Annotated in this window: 16 protein-coding genes; 12 read left to right on the top strand and 4 right to left on the bottom strand. The window is 61.4% G+C overall.

All coding sequences use genetic code 11. From position 1 onward, the window contains the following. From ACP7B9_RS08210 to ACP7B9_RS08200, 3 genes are all read left to right on the top strand, one after another. Positions 1 to 432 carry a DUF2550 domain-containing protein gene (locus ACP7B9_RS08210; RefSeq protein WP_425862391.1) on the top strand — a complete coding sequence of 144 codons (432 nt, stop codon included), beginning with the start codon at positions 1 to 3 and terminating at the stop codon, positions 430 to 432. 138 nt (positions 433 to 570) lie between these two features. Next, the gene (locus ACP7B9_RS08205) at positions 571 to 1,899 is read left to right on the top strand and encodes an alpha/beta hydrolase-fold protein (RefSeq protein WP_425862390.1); all 1,329 of its coding nucleotides are present in this window, start codon (positions 571 to 573) and stop codon (positions 1,897 to 1,899) included. Between the two features lie 29 nt (positions 1,900 to 1,928). Then, the gene (locus ACP7B9_RS08200) at positions 1,929 to 4,385 is read left to right on the top strand and encodes a bifunctional lysylphosphatidylglycerol flippase/synthetase MprF (protein WP_425862571.1); all 2,457 of its coding nucleotides are present in this window, start codon (positions 1,929 to 1,931) and stop codon (positions 4,383 to 4,385) included. A gap of 23 nt (positions 4,386 to 4,408) precedes the next feature. On the opposite strand, the gene ACP7B9_RS08195 is transcribed toward ACP7B9_RS08200, so the two are convergent. Together ACP7B9_RS08195 and nucS are read right to left on the bottom strand one after the other, a co-directional pair. Continuing rightward, on the bottom strand, positions 4,409 to 5,653 hold the full coding sequence (locus tag ACP7B9_RS08195; protein WP_425862389.1) for an N-acetylglucosamine-6-phosphate deacetylase: 1,245 nt from the start codon (positions 5,651 to 5,653) through the stop codon (positions 4,409 to 4,411). A gap of 34 nt (positions 5,654 to 5,687) precedes the next feature. Beyond that, complete coding sequence (gene nucS, locus ACP7B9_RS08190; protein ID WP_425862388.1) at positions 5,688 to 6,383, bottom strand: endonuclease NucS; 696 nt, start codon at positions 6,381 to 6,383, stop codon at positions 5,688 to 5,690. Between the two features lie 218 nt (positions 6,384 to 6,601). On the opposite strand from nucS, the gene ACP7B9_RS08185 reads away from it, so the two are divergent. Both ACP7B9_RS08185 and ACP7B9_RS08180 read left to right on the top strand, forming a co-directional pair. After that, on the top strand, positions 6,602 to 6,934 hold the full coding sequence (locus ACP7B9_RS08185) for a hypothetical protein (RefSeq protein ID WP_425862387.1): 333 nt from the start codon (positions 6,602 to 6,604) through the stop codon (positions 6,932 to 6,934). 10 nt (positions 6,935 to 6,944) lie between these two features. Continuing rightward, complete coding sequence (locus ACP7B9_RS08180) at positions 6,945 to 7,733, top strand: alpha/beta hydrolase (protein ID WP_425862386.1); 789 nt, start codon at positions 6,945 to 6,947, stop codon at positions 7,731 to 7,733. A gap of 44 nt (positions 7,734 to 7,777) precedes the next feature. On the opposite strand, the gene ACP7B9_RS08175 is transcribed toward ACP7B9_RS08180, so the two are convergent. Beyond that, complete coding sequence (locus ACP7B9_RS08175; protein WP_425862384.1) at positions 7,778 to 9,166, bottom strand: AI-2E family transporter; 1,389 nt, start codon at positions 9,164 to 9,166, stop codon at positions 7,778 to 7,780. Positions 9,167 to 9,366: 200 nt separating this feature from the next. On the opposite strand from ACP7B9_RS08175, the gene ACP7B9_RS08170 reads away from it, so the two are divergent. The 7 genes from ACP7B9_RS08170 to ACP7B9_RS08140 all read left to right on the top strand — a co-directional run bounded on the left by ACP7B9_RS08170 (position 9,367) and on the right by ACP7B9_RS08140 (position 18,447). Beyond that, positions 9,367 to 11,634 (top strand): hypothetical protein, encoded by a 2,268-nt coding sequence (locus tag ACP7B9_RS08170; protein WP_425862382.1) that lies wholly within the window; start codon positions 9,367 to 9,369, stop codon positions 11,632 to 11,634. Positions 11,635 to 11,722: 88 nt separating this feature from the next. After that, positions 11,723 to 12,661, top strand: coding sequence for a tetratricopeptide repeat protein (locus tag ACP7B9_RS08165; RefSeq protein ID WP_425862381.1), 939 nt, complete (start codon positions 11,723 to 11,725; stop codon positions 12,659 to 12,661). Between the two features lie 149 nt (positions 12,662 to 12,810). Beyond that, on the top strand, positions 12,811 to 13,602 hold the full coding sequence (locus ACP7B9_RS08160; protein WP_425862380.1) for an ABC transporter ATP-binding protein: 792 nt from the start codon (positions 12,811 to 12,813) through the stop codon (positions 13,600 to 13,602). Further along, entirely contained in the window at positions 13,584 to 15,167 is a 1,584-nt protein-coding gene (locus tag ACP7B9_RS08155; protein WP_425862378.1) for a transporter, read from the top strand. Before ACP7B9_RS08160 ends, ACP7B9_RS08155 begins: the two co-directional genes overlap by 19 nt. 123 nt (positions 15,168 to 15,290) lie before the next feature. After that, on the top strand, positions 15,291 to 16,073 hold the full coding sequence (gene nagB / locus ACP7B9_RS08150) for a glucosamine-6-phosphate deaminase (RefSeq protein ID WP_425862376.1): 783 nt from the start codon (positions 15,291 to 15,293) through the stop codon (positions 16,071 to 16,073). Between the two features lie 176 nt (positions 16,074 to 16,249). Beyond that, complete coding sequence (locus ACP7B9_RS08145) at positions 16,250 to 16,573, top strand: DUF3039 domain-containing protein (protein ID WP_425862375.1); 324 nt, start codon at positions 16,250 to 16,252, stop codon at positions 16,571 to 16,573. Positions 16,574 to 16,674: 101 nt separating this feature from the next. After that, a complete protein-coding gene (locus ACP7B9_RS08140) occupies positions 16,675 to 18,447 on the top strand; it encodes a DEAD/DEAH box helicase (protein ID WP_425862374.1) in 1,773 nt (590 codons plus the stop codon). Positions 18,448 to 18,561: 114 nt separating this feature from the next. Here the strand turns inward: ACP7B9_RS08140 and ACP7B9_RS08135 are convergent, their stop codons facing one another. Further along, on the bottom strand, positions 18,562 to 19,566 hold the full coding sequence (locus tag ACP7B9_RS08135) for a hypothetical protein (protein ID WP_425862373.1): 1,005 nt from the start codon (positions 19,564 to 19,566) through the stop codon (positions 18,562 to 18,564). Positions 19,567 to 19,647 lie beyond the last annotated feature (81 nt).

Here is a 19,647-nt window from a genome sequence, read left to right as displayed (position 1 = left end):
ATGAACGAAGCCCTTATCGCGTTCATCGCACTGGCGGGAATTTTCCTGCTGGTTGTTATAACACTGTGCCTGTTTGGGGTGCGTCGCATCATGTTGCGGCGCGCCCTGGGCACGGTGGACGCCTCCATTTCCACGGTGAGTAATCGCTGGGCGATGGGGGTTTGTCGTTACCGGGAGTCGGGCCTTGAATGGCTGCGGCTTTTTTCGTTAAGTCCGCTGCCAGCCAAGACCATGGCGCGCAGCAAGATCTCACTGATTGGCCGCCGCGAGCCCAGTGAGCAGGAACTGACCCGCGTTCCGCCAGGAGCGATCATTGTGGTCCTTTCCTATGAGGGGCAGGAAGTTCTGCTGGCCATGAAATTTGGCGCCTACGCAGGCTTGTCGTCGTGGCTTGAGGCCGGACCTCATACGGGCGTCGGTACCTGGCGCTAGGACGCCCACGCAGCCTGCTGTCCCCGGCTCGCACCCAGACATATCGCAGGAAAATTCCAGCCAGCTTGGCTAGTCTCTCTTTGCCTCCACCTCTTTGTGTGGATCAACTTGAGAGAATGCGGCGTTCCTGTGAGCTGGATGAATGAACTGAGCCTGATCGACGGGCCCGTCCCCATAATCTCGGCCTTGATGGCTGGCGTGGCTATCCTTTTTCTTCTGCTCCGGCGTTCAGGCACCTGGTGGGTCTTTGTGCTCATATCCGCTGCCGGATCGACGCTGTTGAGCATAGTGGCTTGCTGGGCCGTCATCCACGTGTTCTACTGGTGGGCTGAAGATCTTCCCGCCACAGTAGTTTTCTATGTAGCTCTCCTCGTGTGGGCCATCACCTTGGGAAGCACGACGGCGTTGGCGGGGTTGCGCCGCCACCAACCGAACCCGGCACTCGGCCAGGCCTCAAGGCTGCGCCGTTCCTGTGGCGCTGTCGCTACGCTTCTTGTCATGGTGTTCGTTGGCGTTCAGGTCAATGCCTCCTTTGGGCAATATCCGACCGTGGGGACATTGTTCGTACCTCCCCTGCAGATCGCTGAAGCCGCGCCTCCTCGCATGCAGTTCGCACCTGGATCACAATTCATGAACACAACTCTTTCGGCACGGTGGACGGGAGGCGTAGAGTTACCAAACGAGGGGAGTGTCATCTCCGTGAAGATTCCAGGCACTGATTCGGGCTTCCATGCGAGGAATGCCATTGTGTACTTGCCGCCAGCGTATTCAGCACCCAACCGACCAGTGCTTCCTGTTCTGGTCCTGGTGAGCGGCCAGCCCGGCGCACCGGATTCATGGTTGCGTTCCTCCGATCTGGTGAACACGCTCAACTCCTACGCGGACGTCCATGGGGGAGTGGCTCCCATTGTGGTGATTCCCGATCCGAACGGCAGCGATGCCGCCAACACCATGTGCCTGAATTCATCGCTGGGCGAGGTTGATACGTACATGGCCAAGGACGTTCCAGCGTGGATCAAGGGAAATCTGGATGTTGATGCCAACCCGGCGCATTGGGCCGTTGGTGGCTTCTCTTATGGTGGTACCTGTGCCGTGCAGATGGTGACGCGGCACCCGGACGTCTTCACCTCGTTCATGGCGGTGTCCCCTGAACGAGAACCGGCGTTGGCGGTCGACAGATCAATTACGATCCAAAGGGCCTTCCACGGGAATGCTGCTGCCTTCGATGCCCAGGTGCCCTTGACTCTGCTAGAAGAGAAGAAGTACCCCCAGGTGCGTGGGTTCTTTGCCGCCGGCGCACAAGATGCGCAGTATTCTGCCAACGTGAAGATACTCCAAACAGCCAGCCGTCAAGCGGGCATGACCATCGAAGCTGCCAGCTATCCGGGCGGCCATTCCTGGACCGTGGTCAATGCCGCGCTGCCTCACGGACTGGCCTTCATTTTCAGTGGTCTGGGCCTGCCTTGATGGAGCCGGAAGCGACTGGCGTGCAGAACATGGTGCGACGTCTCCTGCGCTTGTCCCGTCGGATGCCCTTGACCCTATCCCTCATAGCCGCCACGGTAGTTGTCCATGTGGTGTCGGGCGCGTTCCTTGACAGGCTGGGCGGGAACACGGCGGGTTTCTGGGGATTCCAAGCCACCGATCTGCTGAGGGTTTCATGGTGGAACGCCTTTTCAACGCTTTTCCTGAGCTCAAATACTGCATCGATGCTGCTGGCCGTCGCCGTGCTGGCCCTAGTGCTCGGTCTCGCCGAATCTACTGTCGGAACCAGACGCGTTGCGGCACTGTTTATTTCAACCCAGGTGGCCGGAGTTGTCCTCTATGGTCTGCTCATGGCGGTGACGAATTGGACCGGGCTAGACATGCCAGCCGGGCTGGATCGCGCAACGCTGCTTGGACCTTTTGCTGCCTCTGCCGGGGCCTTGATGGCTGCCAGTCAAACCATCAGCTTGCTGTGGCGGCGGCGCCTGCGAGTTCTTATGCTCGCCATCTCGCTTATGCTCAGCGTTTATGTTGGCCACGCGCAGCACGTCTTTATCCTGCTGGCAGTGGTGGCGGGGCTGGCCCTAGGGAGGCTGTTCCTGCCTGCCGTCGGTGAGGGTGTCATCAGCCGTTCCACCTCCCGGGAAGTTCGGACGAACCTGGCCTTGATTGTTGCGGTCTTCGCGATTGGCCCCGTCGTCGCTGCCCTGGCTCATGTTCCCGAAGGTCCGCTCGCCGTGCTGCGGACCTGGATCACGAGCCAGGAACCAAATCCCCAGCAATGGCCCGGCGGGTGTTTGGCGGCAGCCTGCCACAACGCAGTGGAGAACCTTGGCATGTTGGGGGCCGGCGGCCATGCGGTGGCGCTGATGCCCATGGTGTTGCTGTTGGCCTGTGCGGAAGGCATGCGACGGGGAAATCGTTTGGCTCTCTGGGTGGCCGTCTATGCGCATCTGTTGATCGGTGTCATCTCAGCGTTTTACTTCCAGGTCTTTGCCGGCCTTGGCATGCCGCTGCGCCATGGCCATCGGACATTGGACGTCAGCGAGTCTGTATGGAACCTGCTACCTGTAGTTCTTGTGCCCATGATTATTGCCGGACTCCTCGTGGCCAGCCGACGCCATTTCCGGGTTGACCCCGATCCTGCGTTGCGCCGACGCTCGGCGGTCTTCCTGCCGCTGTTTGTGATGGCGTTCATTGGCCTTTACTCGGTGGTGTGGTTGGCCGAAGGAAACGAGGACGGGCGGCTGGGCATGCTGGGCTTGTTGGCTGGCATTCCCCGGATTGTTCTTCCCTACCCGTTCCCCTTTACCTACGCAGAGAGTGTGTATCCCCACGGCTTCCTTTCCGAATTGTTGTTTAGTTTTGGCGGGGCGTTGCTGTGGCTGGTCAGCGGGGTGAGCATCTTAGGCGTGTTCTTGAGCCGGGCACGCCGCAGCGGCGCGGATCAGCACGAGAGAGCAAAAGCGCTGGTGTACAGGGGCGGTGGAACCTTGTCCTGGATGACGCTGTGGCCAGGGAATCAATACTGGTTCAACGACGCCGGAACAGCGTGCATTGCCTACCAGGTGCACAATGGTGTGGCTGTGACTGTGGGAGATCCCGTAGGTGTTGCCGGAGATGCCGAGCAAGCTCTGGCCGAATTTCTGGACTATTGCAGCCATGAGTCGCTGACACCGTGCTTTTACTCGGTGGCTGAGCCGACGGTTGAGTCGCTGGCAGCGCGTGGATTCCACCGGATTCCTGTTGCCGCGGAAACGCTCCTAGATGTGCACGGCATGGACTTCAAGGGCAAGGACTGGCAGAACATTCGAACGGCCGTCAACAAGGCAGGGAAACTTGGCGTGAGCGCGCACTGGAGTACTTACTCGTCGTTGACTTCAGGACAGCGAACGCAAGTTCATGAGATTTCCGAGGATTGGGTATCGGGACAGTCACTGCCTGAATTGGGGTTCACACTCGGTGGCCTTGAGGAGCTCAAGGATGACAACGTTCAGCTGTGTCTTGCCATTGACGAGGCGGGACGAATTCATGCCGTCACAAGCTGGCTGCCGGTATTTGCAGAAGGTCAGGTGGTGAGTTGGACGCTGGATTTCATGCGCCGCAATACAGGCGCGTACAACGGGGTGATGGAATTCCTGATCGCCGCAGCCGTGCAACACTTCAAGGAAACGGTGGACTACATCTCGCTCTCGGGATCCCCGTTGGCCAACGCCCAGGAACAGGACAACAACCTCGGCCGGGTTCTTGGCCTCCTAGCCCGAACCCTGGAACCCCTCTACGGGTTTGCGTCTCTGGCGAATTTCAAACAGCGGTTCAAGCCCCGTCACACATCCTGGTATCTGATGTACCAGGATCCGTTGTCGCTGCCGGCCATGGGAGGCGCCGTCGCACAGGCCTATATGCCCAACATATCCGTGCGCTCCGTGGCTAAACTCCTGAAACCACCGCGCTGGATCTCCGAGTAGTGGAAAAGGGTCTGAAATACTAACTAATTCAGCCACTGCCCGGCACGCATGACCCGCTGCAGGGCCAGCTTGTCGTCAACGATTAGCACGTCGGCACGCAGGCCCCGGCGCAGGGATCCCACCTCGTCGGTGAGCCCTAGAACTGCGGCTGGAACAGCCGTCGCGGACATGAGTGCATCGGTGAAATCAACACCGGCCGCAGTGGTCAACCGAACCACATCCAGCAAGGTCGCCGTACCGCCGGCAATGGATCCGGTCGCGTCAAGGGTGGCTACGCCGTTCTCGACGGTGACAGGTGAAGGGCCCAGCATGTACTGGCCGTCGGCAAGACCCGCCGCCGCCATGGAATCGGTAACCAGCAAGATGTTCGAGGCGCCAACCAGGGCAAAAACAGTCTTGACGGTCTCGGGATCCAAGTGGGTGTTGTCGGCAATAAGTTCGACGGCGGCGTTCCCTGCGCTGGCAATACGCAGGCATGCTGCGACTGGGCCGGGGGACCGGTGGTGCATGGGCGGCATGCCGTTGAAAAGGTGCGTGACCGTGGGACGCCCGGACACGCCGTCGAACCCGGCAGAATCCATGCCTTCGCGAGCCTGTTCAAGTGATTCTGCAGCGGTGACGGTATCGCAGTTGGTATGCCCCAGCGACGGGGTGATGCCATGGTTGGTGAGCAGGTCCACCAATTCCTCAGCCCCAGGCAGTTCGGGGGCGTACGTCATAGTGGTGATGGCGCCCCGGCCGGCCTCGATGAGCGCGACCGTGAGGTCCATGTCCGGATCGAGCAGGAAAGCCGGGTTCTGGGCGCCGCAGCGTGCGTGCGAGAGGAATGGGCCCTCGAGGTGAATGCCGGCCAGGAGCCCCTCGTCGGTCAAATTGGCGTAAACGCCGATGCCCTTAAGGAGGTCCTCGGGGGAGGCTGTCACCATGCTGGCCAGCAGGGTTGTGGTGCCGGCCCGGTGCAGGAAGTCTACGGCCACGCGGGCCGAGGCCTCGTCGCCGCTGGGGAAGTCTCCACCGTTACCGCCGTGGTTGTGAACATCGATCAAGCCCGGCAGGATCCGCTGTCCGGCGGGAAGCGAGATGACGTTGGCCGCATCCATCTCGTCGGCGTCGAAGCCTGGCTCGTCAAAGTGGTCAGCGCGCCCTGCATATACGATCCGGTCCCCCTCAATGGCGAGCAGTCCGCCCTCAACAATGCCGTTGTCTGTGACAACATCGCCTTGGATGAGGAATTTCTCGGACACGGGTGCAGGAGTGGGAGCAGTCATGTCTCAAGTCTAGTCAGGCTGCACGTCCAAGCCGTTAGAAAAGGCGTGAGGCGCTGTCATCTACGCCGCGCATGGCGTCGTAATCAAGGGTCTTGCACTCGATACCACGATCATTGGCCAAGGTTTTAGCCTGTGGCTTGATCTGTTGGGCGGCAAAGATGCCACGGACTGGGGCCAAGAGTGGATCGCGGTTGAGCAGCTCCAGATAACGTGTCAGCTGCTCCACGCCGTCGATGTCGCCACGGCGCTTGAGCTCGATGGCCACGGTGGCTCCTGAAGAGTCCCTGGCCAGAATATCCACGGGTCCGATGGCGGTGAAGTATTCGCGACGGATCAACGTGAAGCCGGCGCCCAGGAGGTGAATCTGTTCGGCCAGGAGTCGCTGCAGGTCCGCTTCAACGCCGTCCTTGATCAATCCAGGATCGGTGCCCAGATCATGGCTGGAATCGTGCAGCTCCTCATAGATGTTGATGATGAGCTGCTCATCGGCCTTGGTGGACTTGACGATCCACTGGGAAATGACGCCGTCCTCAAGCTCGGTGTCCGCGGGCCCCACGGTTCGCAGGGTCGCCGGTGGGCTCATCCAGTTCAGCGGCTTGTAGGAGCCGCCGTCGGAGTGCACAAGGACGGAGCCGTCGGCCTTGACCAGCAGCAGCCGTACGGCGAGGGGAAGATGGGCTTTAAGGCGTCCGACGTAATCGACGGAGCACTTGGCAATGACTAAACGCACGCGCTCCACTCTAGTCCCCACGCCCTCCCAAGACTAAGCCGCTGGCGCGTCTTCGTCTCGGGGCCCTCGGGCGCGTGGGCCCACACGCTCTCCTAAGGTTAAGCCGCTGGCGCGTCTTCGTCTCGGGGCCCTCGGGCGCGTGGGCCCACACGCGCTCCTAAGGTTAAGCCGCTGGCGCCGGCTTCGCCTGGTGCCCGCCCGTGCGGCACAATGGTGAGATGCCCCGTTCCAACCATCCCCGCCGCCGTCGAACATCTTCCGGACGGGCAAGCGATTCCACCGGTGCCGGCGGATTGGATCTCAACCGGGCACGCATGGGCATTCCGGCAACAGAATCCGCGCCCGACGGCGTCTGGGCCGTAGGCACCATTAGCGCCGGAAATGCGCAAAAGGTTTACACCTGCCCCGGCTGCCATCACCAGATCGCCCCGGGCGTGCCCCATCTGGTGGTCTGGCAGGAAGATGCCATGTTTGGTAACGAGGCTGGCCTGCGGGATCGCCGCCACTGGCACAGCAACTGCTGGCGCGGACGCAGCTTTCGCTACAGGTAGGCTGGAAGGCATGGAATTCGACCCCGCCACCCTTATTTTCTCCGAGGCAACCGGTCCCATCCGGGCCTCCAGCATCCTGCCGGCCGTGCGGGAGAACATCGAGCTGCACACCGCCGATGGTCTGACCCTGGTGGGGGAGCTGGCGCTGCCGGCCGACGGCGTCGTCAAGGCCACGCTGATCACACTCCACCCGCTGCCCACCCACGGCGGATTCATGGATTCCCACGTGTACAAGAAGGCGTCGTATCGGCTCCCTGCGTTAGCAGGCATCGCGGTGTTGCGCTTCAATACCCGAGGCACCACCTCGCCGCGCGGCACCAGTGAAGGTGCGTTCGAGGAAGGCATCGGGGAACGGTTAGACGTCGAGGCGGCCGTGCAATTTGCTGTGGAACGCGGACTGCCCAACCGATGGCTCGTGGGCTGGTCCTTTGGCACCGAGCTTGTGCTCAAGTATGGGGCTGTATCCCCGGTCGTCGAATCGGTGGAGGGCGCAATCCTACTATCTCCGCCGCTGCACCGGGCCCAGGATGTTGACCTGATGAGCTGGGCCACGGTCGCTAAACCCTTGACGGTGCTGGTCCCCGAATTTGATGACTACCTGCGCCCGGAAGAGGCGGCGGAGCGGTTTGCCCTCGTCCCGCAGGCCACGATGGTGCCCGTGGATGGTGCAAAGCACCTGTGGGTTGGCGAGAAGTTTGCCGCCAGAGCCCTCAATGAAATCGCATCCACCGTGCTGGGCGCCGAGGTGACGTTGCCGGCTGAATGGCACGGTCCCGTCGCCTCAGTTCCGGCTATCTAGCCTTTCTCGGCACCTAGCTGGTCTGGCGCCGGGAAGACGCAACGCTACAGCTTGTCCTGGCGGGTAATAAAGACTTCCTTGACCAGCAGCATGACCGCGGCCGCTGTAGGAATGGCAATCAGGGCTCCTAGTATGCCCAGCAGGCTGCCTCCGGCAATGACGGAGATAACGGCAACTGCACCAGGCACCGCCACGGCTTTTTGCATAATGCGCGGTGAGACAAAGTACGCCTCAAACTGCAGGTACGCCAGGTAGCAGATGGCGTAGATAAGAGCAGTCTGCCATCCAACGGTCAAGCTCACGGCAATGACAATAACGGCCGCGATGGTGCCGCCGACCAAGGGGATGAACGCCATCAACGCCACCACGAAGGCCAGCAGGACCGTAAACGGGACATCGAGGATCGTCATGACAATAAAGGCGAAGGCGGCGTTCAGAACGGCGACGCAGACTTGGCCGATGACGTAGTTGCCCACTCCACGGGTGATTTCTTCGCTCAGTTCCTCAACCCGGTTGCGGCGCGAGCGGGGGGCCAGTCGGTAGCCCCACTTCTTGATCGCAGGGAGTGAAGCCAGGAAATACAGGCTCAGCACTAGGACAATCAAGGTGCCAAACAGGCCGTTGGCGATCGTTGTGCCAACGCCGACGACGCCGCCAAAGATGCCGCCCACGGCCTGTGCGTCCTGGAAGAACTTGGCCACCTGCTCGTTGACGGTATCCAACACGTGATACTGGACGTCCAGTTGTTTGAAGAACTCTGAATTCAGGAAATCACTGATCCAGCCAGGGGCCTTGTTCACCAACTGGGTCGTCTGCTCAATGATGGTGGGGATGAGAGTGGCGAAGAAGATTGCCACGGCTCCCAACAAGGCCAACAACACAATGACAATGCCGAGCCCGCGAGGCACCTTCCGCCTTTCCAACCAGCGGACCACTGGATCAAGCCCCAGGGCAATAAACAGTGCCGTCACGATCCACAACAGCAGCGATTCCGTGTTGGCCAACATGTAATTCAGGAACAAGGCGATGCCTACACCGAGGGTGCCCATGAAGCCGAAGTAAATGGGGTGCCGGAACATGCTCCATGTCTGCGAAGCCTCCACCGCGAGGGGTGTCTCTTGCGCGCCGGGTTCAATCGGAAGATCAAAGCGAACCCGAGGCTGGGCGCCAGGAATCGGTTGTCGTACCGCCTTCAACACCCAGGCCCGCCACCCTCTTGGCGCAGCCTGCTTGCTCGCACGCAGGGCTGCTGCTTCGGCGGCAACCGGGGCGGCCACAGCAGTACCGTCTGCGTCGAAGGCAGCCGGTGTGTCACCGGCAACAGCGGAAGGTGAGGTTTGTCCGGCGTCGTCCGGGGACTGGGATTTGTTCGCGTTGTGAACGGCCGGGGTGTCCTCAGGGCCAGTTGGACTTGATTCAGGGGACGGGCTCACGGTTTTGCCTTTGGATCGGGGCGGGCGCAGGTGTTGCGATTCTCATTTGTGCCTCGAGAGTACCAGCGTGGACCGGTTCCGTTGGAGAGCCACGAGCTGGAAAACGTGAGAATAGTCAAAGATGCATGACCATTAGATAACGGTTCGGTTACCCTTGAAATAACGACCACAGCAGTGTTCCGTCGATGTTAGGTAAGTTCTTGCGTTCAAAAATAGCAATCGTCCTGGCCGTGTTAGGCCTCTTGGTGTTGGGTACTGGTATAGGCCAGCGCACCATCTGGCTTCCCCCTGCCACGCTGACGGCCAGTGCCCCGGCAGTATCGAGCCCGGCGCCGCTGACAGTCATTGGCCCCGAGCTGCTTGACACTCGTGAGGGCAAGTTCACCATGACCATCAAAAATGATGGCCCCATCCAGCTGGCCGTTGCCCGTGAAGGCGACATCACCGGTTGGATCGGCGACGCCGCTTACACCAAGGTTGGCGCCGCCAATGAGGACTTCTCTGCGCTGACCAGCGAGAGTAAAACCGGTGCTGAAACCGTGCCCAACCCAAGCGGCTCCGACATGTGGGTCAGCGAAGAAAAGGGCACCGGTGAGATGAGCTACACGTGGCAGGCTCCCGGTCACGGAGACTGGGCGCTGCTGCTTTCCTCGGATGGTAAGGCCGCTGCCCCCACAGACATTTCCATCACCGTGGAAAATCAAGAAGGAACCCCATGGGCCGTACCGCTCATGGTCATTGGCTCGGCGCTACTAGCGTTGGCTGCCCTCCTGTTCCTCATCGCGCCGCGCAAGTCCAAGAATGCCGTGGCCGTGGCTGCGGCAGGGCGCCGTTCCTCTGGCCGCCCGGCTGATCCGTCCACGGGTGCCGTTGAGGTAGCCAAGATCTTGGCCGCTCGCGATGCCGCCAAGGCCGCCAAGGATGAGCCGCAGGCCCCCACACACGAGACGATCGCCGACGTCCGGCGTGCCGCTGCTGCGGCCGCGGCAGAAGGCAAGCCCAAGAACGACGGCGCAGCTGCCGCCAACGTCCCGGTCAACGACGCCACCTCGGCCCTACCTATTTCCTTGCGCGGCGATGACGTCGCTGTTGATGATGTTGCCGGGTCTGCCAAGAACGACGCGGAGCCAGCATCCGATGCCGCCCCTCAGGGCAAGGCTAATTCTGAATCCGACAAGGATTCCAACAGCGATTCCAACAGCGTTTCCAATACGGATTCCGAGAAGGACTCTGGCAAGGACTCCGGCAGCGATTCCGATTCCGATTCCGGTTCCGGAAGCGGTTCGGGCCAGGACAGTAGCCCCAAACAGGGCAAACCGCGTTGGTCCGCTGCCGCACGGAAGAAGGCTGCAGACTCCAAGGAAGAAGGCACGAAGGATGGCAAGTCAGAGCTCCGTGCTTCGGTAGACAACAGTTCGGTCGACTCCTTGAAGTCCAACACAGCGAAGACCAAGACCCGGTGGGGCGCCGCTTTGGCGGCACTGCTCCTGGCTGGCAGTGTCAGCCCGGCCATTGCCGATGACGCCACCACCCCGGCGCCGAGCGCCAGCGCTGACGCGCAGTCCACCGCCGGTGCCATCACGGCGCCGGCAACGGGCTTCCCGAACCTCCTTGACAGCCAGGTTGAGCGCATCGCCGACGCGGTAGCCTCCGTGGTTGCAACAGGCGACAATGCCAAGAACGCCAAGGAATTGGAATCGCGAGTTGGTGGCATGGCCTTGGAGGTCCGAACCGCTAACTACAAGATCCGCTCTGCCGTTGAGAAGCAGGCTGCCGTAGAGCCGGTCAATGCAACAACTCTGCTGGCCAAGGTTGTCACCACCACCGAAACATGGCCACGTTCGGCCATGTTCGTCACCAAGGGTGAAAATAACGAATTGCCGCAGTTGCTGACGTTGGTGCAGGCAAGCGCCCGCGAGAACTACAAGCTCGTCAAGGCAACACCGTTGCTTCCCGGCCAGACGCTTCCCACCGTGGATAAAGAAGGCACCAAGGAAGTAGCCAAGGACGATACAAGCGATTTGTTGATGAGTCCGGATGCAGCAGTTGCCGCGCTCAGTGACCGACTGACCAAGGACGACAGTTCATTCAAGGCCTCGTTCAAGGACAGCATCTACATCACGAGCGTCTTTGACCTGCAGAAAAAGGTTGTTGCCGATGCCAAGGACGCCAGTTACGTGTTCAGTCACAAGGCCAGCAGCGACCCTGTTGTTTCCCTGCGCACCGCGGACGGTGGCGCCATGGTGGTGGTTGGTTACACCTTCGGGATTGACGCCACCAGCAAGGCAGACGCCAAGCTGACCGTTGGTGCCGATGCCGCCGTCTTCACGGGTGGCACGGAAACAACCAAGGGCTTTACCTTGAACTATGCCGAGCCCGTTGTCATGTACATCCCCCCGGCCGGCGGTGAGGACCAGATCACCATCTTGTCCGCTACCCGCGACCTCGTTGGCGGATCGTTCAAGTAAGCTCCGGAACTTTGCAAGCCAGCTTCGTCAAGTTTCACCCGCGGCGAGAAGTCTCATCGCCGCGGGTCGGCACAGTTAGAGTGAATTCATGAGTCAAAACACCCCCATGCCGCCAAACGGGACGCCCGGGATCAACCTCCGTGGCGCCGTCGACCTTTCAGCCTTGAAAAACCGGGCCACAGCGCCCGGGGCTCCCTCCGCAGGGTCGCCCTACGCCGTTGATGTAAACGAGGCGAGTTTTCAGGAATTCGTCCAGCTTTCACAGAAGGTGCCCGTGGTGGTGTCGCTGGGCTCGGGGCGCTCCCACCAGTCTGCCCAGGTCACCGGGGTGCTGGAAAAACTGATGAACGAATACGGTGGCAGGATTGCGCTGGGCCGGGTGGATGTGGACAGCAGCCCGCAGATCGCCCAGGCCTTTGGCATCACCGCCGTGCCCACCGCAGTTGCGCTGATTAATGGCCAGCCGGTTCCCATGTTTGAAGGCGACCTTGCAGAAGAGCAGGTTCGGGAGTTCCTTGAGGAACTGCTCAAGGTCGCGGCCAGCAATGGAGTGACCGGGAATCTTGGTGGCGCTCCGGATCCCGAGGCGGCACCGGAACCGTCGCTTCCGCCACTGCATCAGGCCGCCCGCGATGCCATCGACGCCGGAGATCTGGCCGGTGCGGAGGCCAGCTACGAGAAGGCACTGGCAGAAAAGCCCAACGATGGCGATGCCAAGATTGGTTTGGCGCAGGTGCACCTGATGCGTCGCGCAGCCGAAATCAATGTGGTCCAGGCTGATGAACTCCGTTCCCGTGCGGCCGGGGATCCGGACGATCTCGAGGCCGCGTTGGCCGTGGCGGATCTTGATGTCACAGGCGGCCATGTTGAGGACGCATTCGCGCGTTTGGTGAAATTTATCGGCACACATTTCGGCCCCGAACGCGACAGCGTGCGGGTACGTCTGTTGGAGCTTTTTGACGTGGTGGGCGTTAGTGACCCGCGCGTCTCGGCATCGCGACAGGCGCTTGCCCGCGCATTGTTCTAGCAGGCACTTCATCCGTCATCGGCTTCGCCGTAGCGGTCCACTCATTCATGTTGTGGGCCTGTTGCGGCGAAGCCGCGGCATTTAACGCCCAGGCAATGTCATCCTTTGGGAGCAGGCGCTTCACCAAACCGGATTGTTAGTGTGTGGGCATGAACAACTCTTTTGCACAATCTCCAAGCGAAGGGCGCCCACCGGCCCTTTCAATCCGCGGATTGACCAAGCGATTTGGTTCCAAGACCGCCGTCGACAGCATTGACCTGGATGTACCAGCGGGTTCTTTCTACGGGTTGGTGGGCCCAAACGGTGCAGGCAAAACCACCTCACTGTCCATGGCGACGGGTCTTTTGCGTCCGGATGCCGGGCAGGTCCACGTCCATGGCTTGGACGTATGGAAGGAGCCCCTGGAGGCAAAGCGGCTCATGGGGCTGCTGCCCGATGGTGTGCGACTTTTCGACCGGCTCAGCGGCGAGCAGTTGGTGACGTATGCGGGCTTGTTGCGCGGCATGGACCAGGACACCGTGAGTTCCCGGGTCAAGGACTTGTTGTCCGCACTTGATCTGACCCGCGACGCCGGGACCCTTGTGGTGGATTACTCCGCCGGCATGACCAAGAAGATTGCCCTGGCTGCCGCGTTGATCCACGCCCCAAAGCTTTTGGTCCTGGATGAGCCGTTCGAGTCCGTTGACCCGGTCTCGGCCGCAAACATCCGAGATATCTTGGAGGACTATGTAAAGTCCGGTGGCACGGTGATTGTTTCCAGCCACGTGATGGATCTGGTGCAGCGCATGTGCGATCACGTTGCCGTCATTGCCGGTGGCCGTGTTCTTGCCGCAGGCACAGTTGCCGAGGTCAGGGGCAACCAGAGCCTGGAAGAGAAGTTTGTTGACCTGGTTGGCGGCCGTAATGAGAGTGCAGGGCTGGCATGGTTGCGCACCTCGTAAGGCTGAAACTGACCCTGCTGCGAAATTCACTCAAGCGCAGCCCCTGGCAATTAGTGGGCCTGATTATTGGCGGCATTTACGGCTTGGGTGTGCTGGTCACTGTCATCGTTGGGCTGGCACTCATGGGCTCCGGTGAAGCCGAATTCATTGGCACGGTGATTGTGCTCGCTGGTGCGGCGCTGATTCTGGGCTGGCTGATTATCCCTGTTGTGGCTGCGGGCCTGGACATGACCCTTGATCCTGCGCGCTTCACCACCTATGCCATCCCGATGAAATCCATGCTGACCGGATTGCTGGTCTCAAGTTTCATTGGGGTGCCAGGCGCCATAACCTTGATCGCCTCGATTGGCACCGCCGCGTCCTGGTGGCGCCATCCTCTAGCCGCACTCGTGGCTCTCGTGTGTGGCGTGGTGGGTGCCGTGACGTGCATCGTCGCCTCACGTGCCATCACGGCGGCCAGTGCAAGCCTTGCCTCGACCCGGCGCTTCAAGGACTTCAGCGGCATTGTGTTGTTGCTTCCGCTGATGTTCCTCGGGCCCATCATCACCAGCGTGTCCGACGGCGTGAGTAACCTCCGCGAATACCTCCCGGCACTGGCCAACACCGTCTCATGGACGCCGTTGGGCGCCATCTGGGCCGTTCCGGCGGACGTGGCCCAGGGCCACTTTGGTGCCGCCGGACTGAAATTCCTCATCGCTGTGGCGAGTATCGGTGCCCTCGTCTGGGTGTGGAAGGTGTGCCTCGCTCGCGCGCTGGTAACTCCGGCCTACGCCGGCGGAGGCCGGCGCCGTGGCGGAAAGCTCGGCTTCTTCACCTGGTTCCCGGCAACACCCGCGGGAGCCATTGCCGCTCGCTGCCTGAGCTACTGGTTCCGTGATCCGAGGTACAGCGCGGGCTTGTTGATAGCTCCGCTGATGCCGTTGGTCTTTGTGTTTGCCGGCGCGCAGGCAGGATCGTCGGATGCGCTCGGCGTGGCCTTGGGCTTCGGCGGGGCACTGGCGGCGTTCCTGGTTGTTTGGTCCATCAGTGCCGACATTTCCTACGACAACACGGCGTTTGCGCTGCACATCGCCACGGGTGTTGACGGCCGGGCAGACCGCATCGGACGTGCCCTGGCCGCCGGCGTTCTGGCGCTGCCGCTGGGACTCGTGTACGCCGTCGTTGGTGGCATCCTGATTCAAGACCTAGGTCAGTTGGTGGCGACCGTTGGCCTGGTACTTGGCGTTGTGGGCTCGGGACTGGGACTGGCCAGCGTCTTCTCGGCACGCTTCACCATGAACGCACCGCTGCCGGGTGAGAGCCCGCTGAAGACCCGCCCGGGCAACGGCTTGTCCACCGCGCTGATCCAGCTGGCCGGGTTTGGCGGGCTCGGTGTGATGGTGCTGCCGGAACTGATTCTGTCCGTCGTGGCCTTGGCAACAGGGCAAATGCTATTTGCCTGGTTGGCCTTGGTGGTCGGTGTTGTGCTCGGCGCCGTGTTCCTGGTGATTGGCGTCCGCCTGGGTGCCAAGGTCTACAACGATCGGGCTCCGGAATTGTTGCTTGCGGTTTCGGTGAACCGTTAGCCACCGTTCTTGGTCACCGTTAGTGGAAGGCGGCTGGCAATAGCTAGAGTTAGAGGCAGCAATGACCAGCGATATTTGAGAATTGCACAGACATCTGTGTGCCCCTGAAAGGAAGCGTGTTTCATGGAGGTCATCATCCTCCCCAGCAGCAAGGAAATTGGCGCCCTGGCCGCCGACGCCATCGAGGCCTTGGTACGCAACAAATCCAACGCCGTAATTGGCCTTGCCACGGGTTCCTCCCCGCTGCCGATCTACAACGAACTGGCTCGCCGCCATGATGAAGAAGGCCTGAATTTCACACAGGTCAGGGGCTTCGCCCTCGATGAGTACGTGGGCTTGCCAGTTGGCCACTACGAGTCCTACCGCGAAGTCATCCGCCGCGAATTCACCAACCGCGTCGATGTTGCACCGGAGAACGTGCACGGCCCGGACGGCGCCAGCGAGGACATCGTGGCTGCCTGCCGGCAGTACGAGGACGCCATTGTTGCTGCCGGCGGCATCGACCTGCAGATCCTTGGTGTTGGCACCAACGGCCACATCGGTTTCAACGAGCCCGGCTCATCCCTGGCTTCACGTACCCGCATCAAGACCCTGGCCGAGCAGACGCGTCAGGACAACGCGCGCTTCTTTGACAACATTGACCAGGTTCCCCACCACGTAGTGACCCAGGGTCTTGGCACCATCATGGATGCCCGTCACCTGGTTCTGGTTGCCACGGGCGCGGGCAAGGCCGACGCCGTGCGCGACTTCGTTGAGGGCCCCGTGTCGGCATCGTGCCCGGCCTCGATCCTGCAGTTCCACCCGCGTGCCACAGTCATCATTGACGAGGCCGCGGCGTCCAAGCTTTCCGGCGCCGCTACCTACCGCCACGCCTACGACAACAAGCCGGTCTGGCAGGGTCTCTAAGATATTGCACCGAACCCACGCCGGGAGTTGGGTTAATCACTTAACCCGCCTCCCGGCGTCGTGCTTTAACAACCCACAGCCCAACGCCGCACCACCTTCGGGCGTGTATTGACGAACGCCGCACCACTTTCCCAAACCTCGGTGAGTCGCGGACGCGGAGACGCTAGAATAGTTTCATGAGTTTGCCTCCAGACCCCTTCGAAAACCATCCCATGGGAAATCCCGAGCGCAGCGGCGGGTCAACAGCCGTCATTGAGCGCCAGGAACAGCGCCAAGAAGTTGAGCCGGGCGACAGCGAACGGTTCTCGCACTATGTGCGCAAGGAAAAGATCATGGAATCGGCCATGACAGGTGAGCCCGTTGTGGCCCTGTGTGGCAAGGTGTGGACTCCGGGGCGCGATCCCAAAAAGTTCCCCGTCTGCCCCGATTGCAAGGCCATCTATGACGGCCTGATGCCCGAGGGTGGCAAGGGTAAGGGCCCCAAGAAGCCCAAAGAGTAGTTTCGAACTACCAACAGTTTTAGCGGTGTATGCCGTTGTTTGGCCGTGCCCGGATTCGGGTGCGGAAGCGTGGAAGATGTGACAAGGATGGCGGGATTTTTTTGACGGAGACTTTGTTTGGCGGACCGTCCCTGCCTCCGGCCTACCCTGAACGCGCAGCGTGGGGAACGGCCCAGAAGCTTAGGGCCTGGCAGTCAGAAGCCATGGAAAAGTACTTTCAGGAGAGCCCGAAAGACTTCCTGGCGGTAGCTACGCCGGGTGCAGGTAAGACGACCTTTGCGCTGCACATCGTGACGCAGCTGATCGCCCGCGGGATCATCAACAGGGTCACCGTGGTGACGCCTACCGACCACCTCAAGCGCCAGTGGGCCGATGCCGCGGCCAAGGTCGGCATCGCCATTGATCCCAACTTCAAGAACGCCGACGGCCGCCATGGCAAGGGCTTTGTTGGGGTTGCCGTGACTTATGCGCAGGTGGCCAGCAAGCCCATGCTGCACCGTGCCAAGACCGAGGCCGCCAGGACTTTGGTCATCATGGACGAAATCCACCACGGCGGTGACGCGCTGAGTTGGGGTGACGGTATCCGTGAGGCCTTTGAGCCGGCCGCTCGGCGCCTGTCGCTGACCGGAACACCGTTCCGCTCCGACACCGCGGCGATCCCCTTTGTGGAATATGCCGAGGATAGGGATGGCATTCGCCGTTCCAAGGCCGACTACACCTACGGCTACGGCGAAGCGCTCAAGGACCATGTGGTCCGCCCCGTCATGTTCATGGCTTACTCGGGCCAAATGCGCTGGCGTACGAGTGCCGGTGAGGAGATGGCCGCAACCCTTGGCGAAGCGGTCACGAAGGATGTCACCGCCCACGCCTGGCGCACAGCGTTGAACCCGGCAGGGGAGTGGATTCCGGCGGTTCTGGCCGCGGCCGATAAGCGCCTCACCGAGGTGCGCCGTGCCGTGCCCGACGCCGGTGGCCTCGTGATTGCCACCGATCACGAGGACGCCCGCGCCTATGCGGCGCAGCTAAAGAAGATCACGGGGGAGTCGCCCACAGTCATCTTGTCCGATGATGCGAAGGCCTCCGACAAGATCGATTCCTTCTCGGCCGGTGAAAAGCGCTGGATGGTGGCCGTCCGCATGGTGTCCGAAGGTGTTGACGTGCCCCGTTTGGCCGTTGGTGTCTATGCCACCTCCACCGCCACGCCGTTGTTCTTTGCCCAGGCTGTAGGCCGCTTTGTGCGCGCCCGCAAAAGGGGAGAGACGGCGTCGATCTTCCTGCCCTCGGTGCCGAACCTGATGGAGCTTGCCAACCAGCTGGAACTCGAACGTGACCACGCCTTGGACCGCCCCGACAAGGACCCCGACGGATTCATCGAGGAAGACGCCGAGATGGAGGAGGCCAACCGCGAGGAAAAGGCCTCCGACACCATGGAGAAGTTTAAGTTTGAGGCCCTGGAATCCCAGGCGTCCTTTGACAGGGTGCTGTTCGATGGCGGCGAATTCGGTACCGGCGGCGCCATTGGAAGCGACGACGAGCTCGACTTCCTCGGCATTCCCGGACTGCTCGACGCCGACCAAATGGGCCTACTGCTGCGACAGCGCCAGGCCGACCAGCAAACGCGGCGACGCAAGAAGTCTCCGGAGGCACCCGAGCCCGAGGCGCCGCCGCTGGTTGACCACCGCATGCTCATGGACCTGCGCGGCGAGCTGGCCAAGAACGTCTCGGCTTGGAGTGCGCGTTCCGGCATGCCCCACGGCATGGTGCACAGCGAATTGCGGCGCATTTGCGGCGGACCCGCCGTGGCTCAGGCCAACGAGTCTCAGCTACAGACTCGGATGAAGAAGCTGCAGGACTGGTTCATCGGCCGCAAGTAGCGGCGCCGGATGATGCTGCCGGCCGAGCTCAGCGGTTTTCGCCACCGCCTCCCATTAATGAACCCCGCCGACGGGGCTCATTAATGGGAGGCGGTGGCATTTTTTGAGTGAGCATCATCTTTTCGGGATGCCAGCGGCACGGAGTAAGCGTTCAAAGCCGACAAGGTCCTGCATTTCCGCCCACGTCCATCGGAATACGCCAACGTTTTGAGCGCGGATCTGGTCCTCGCGGTTTTTCTCGTCGATGACCCGGTCCGCGGTGCTCTTCCCTCCAGCCCAGTCTTGCCGCAGGTACTTGGCTCGTCCATCAAATTCTCCGACTTTACGCTGGTCCTTAAACCAGAAGTCGACCAGCGCCTTGCGCCCGTCACGGAGCTCGAACTCGTGTTGCAGCTCCGGGGCGATGAAGCCGAGCTGTGCCATTCTGACTCTGCTGAAGGACTCGCCGGCAGACCCGGAAAGACCCGAGGCGAAGTCAATCACGGCGACGGCCCTGTTCCGGGCAGCTTTTTTCGGTAGGGCGTCGGCAGCGGCGAGCAGCTCTGATTTCAACAGAGGTGGCCCTTGCGGTGCATCATGATTCCAGGAGGGGTCGTGCTCCACGGTGGGGATGTCCACGGGTGTGAAAATATTGCCGGGCCGCTGGTACCTGACCAGATGCAGACTGGAATCGCAGACTGAGACGGCCTGCTCAAACTTCAGCCGGGTGATCAGGTGGAGGGTAGTTGTGAGCTTGTCCGTCAAAAGCAGCGGGCCGCAAGCCACGATGTTGTCGCCGGGCTTCTCAAGGTGTCGGGCCACATCGCCGCGGCTGCGCCCGCCGTTCGCATACGAGGTCTGGATGTGAAGTTTTCGTGGCGCCCCCATGATCCACAAGCCCCAGAGCATTGCGGCTGATTCGAGACAAAAGACGGGCTGGCGTTTGGTGGTCAGTTGGAACGCGGCGGCACGCAACCCATATCGCGATGGCTCATCCAGGGCGTGCCATTCCTCCGCTTCCGCGTAGACGCTGCGCCGGACACGGGCGTAGCGCCCGCTACTGCAGAGCCTTGCAAGGATCCGGGAATCTTGGCCGGCGAGCGATACATCGGAGGAGAGAATCAGCCGTGGCGTATTCATAGCTCTAAGCGTTCCAGATCAGAACTCGTCATGTAAGAGCGTCTTGCCGACCTGTGGATAACTCCGCTGAGTCTGGCCAGC

Source organism: Arthrobacter sp. TWP1-1, assembly GCF_049897845.1.
Classification (GTDB): domain Bacteria; phylum Actinomycetota; class Actinomycetes; order Actinomycetales; family Micrococcaceae; genus Specibacter.
Note: the sequence above shows the minus strand (reverse complement) of the source record. Positions and strands in the feature narration are given on the sequence as shown.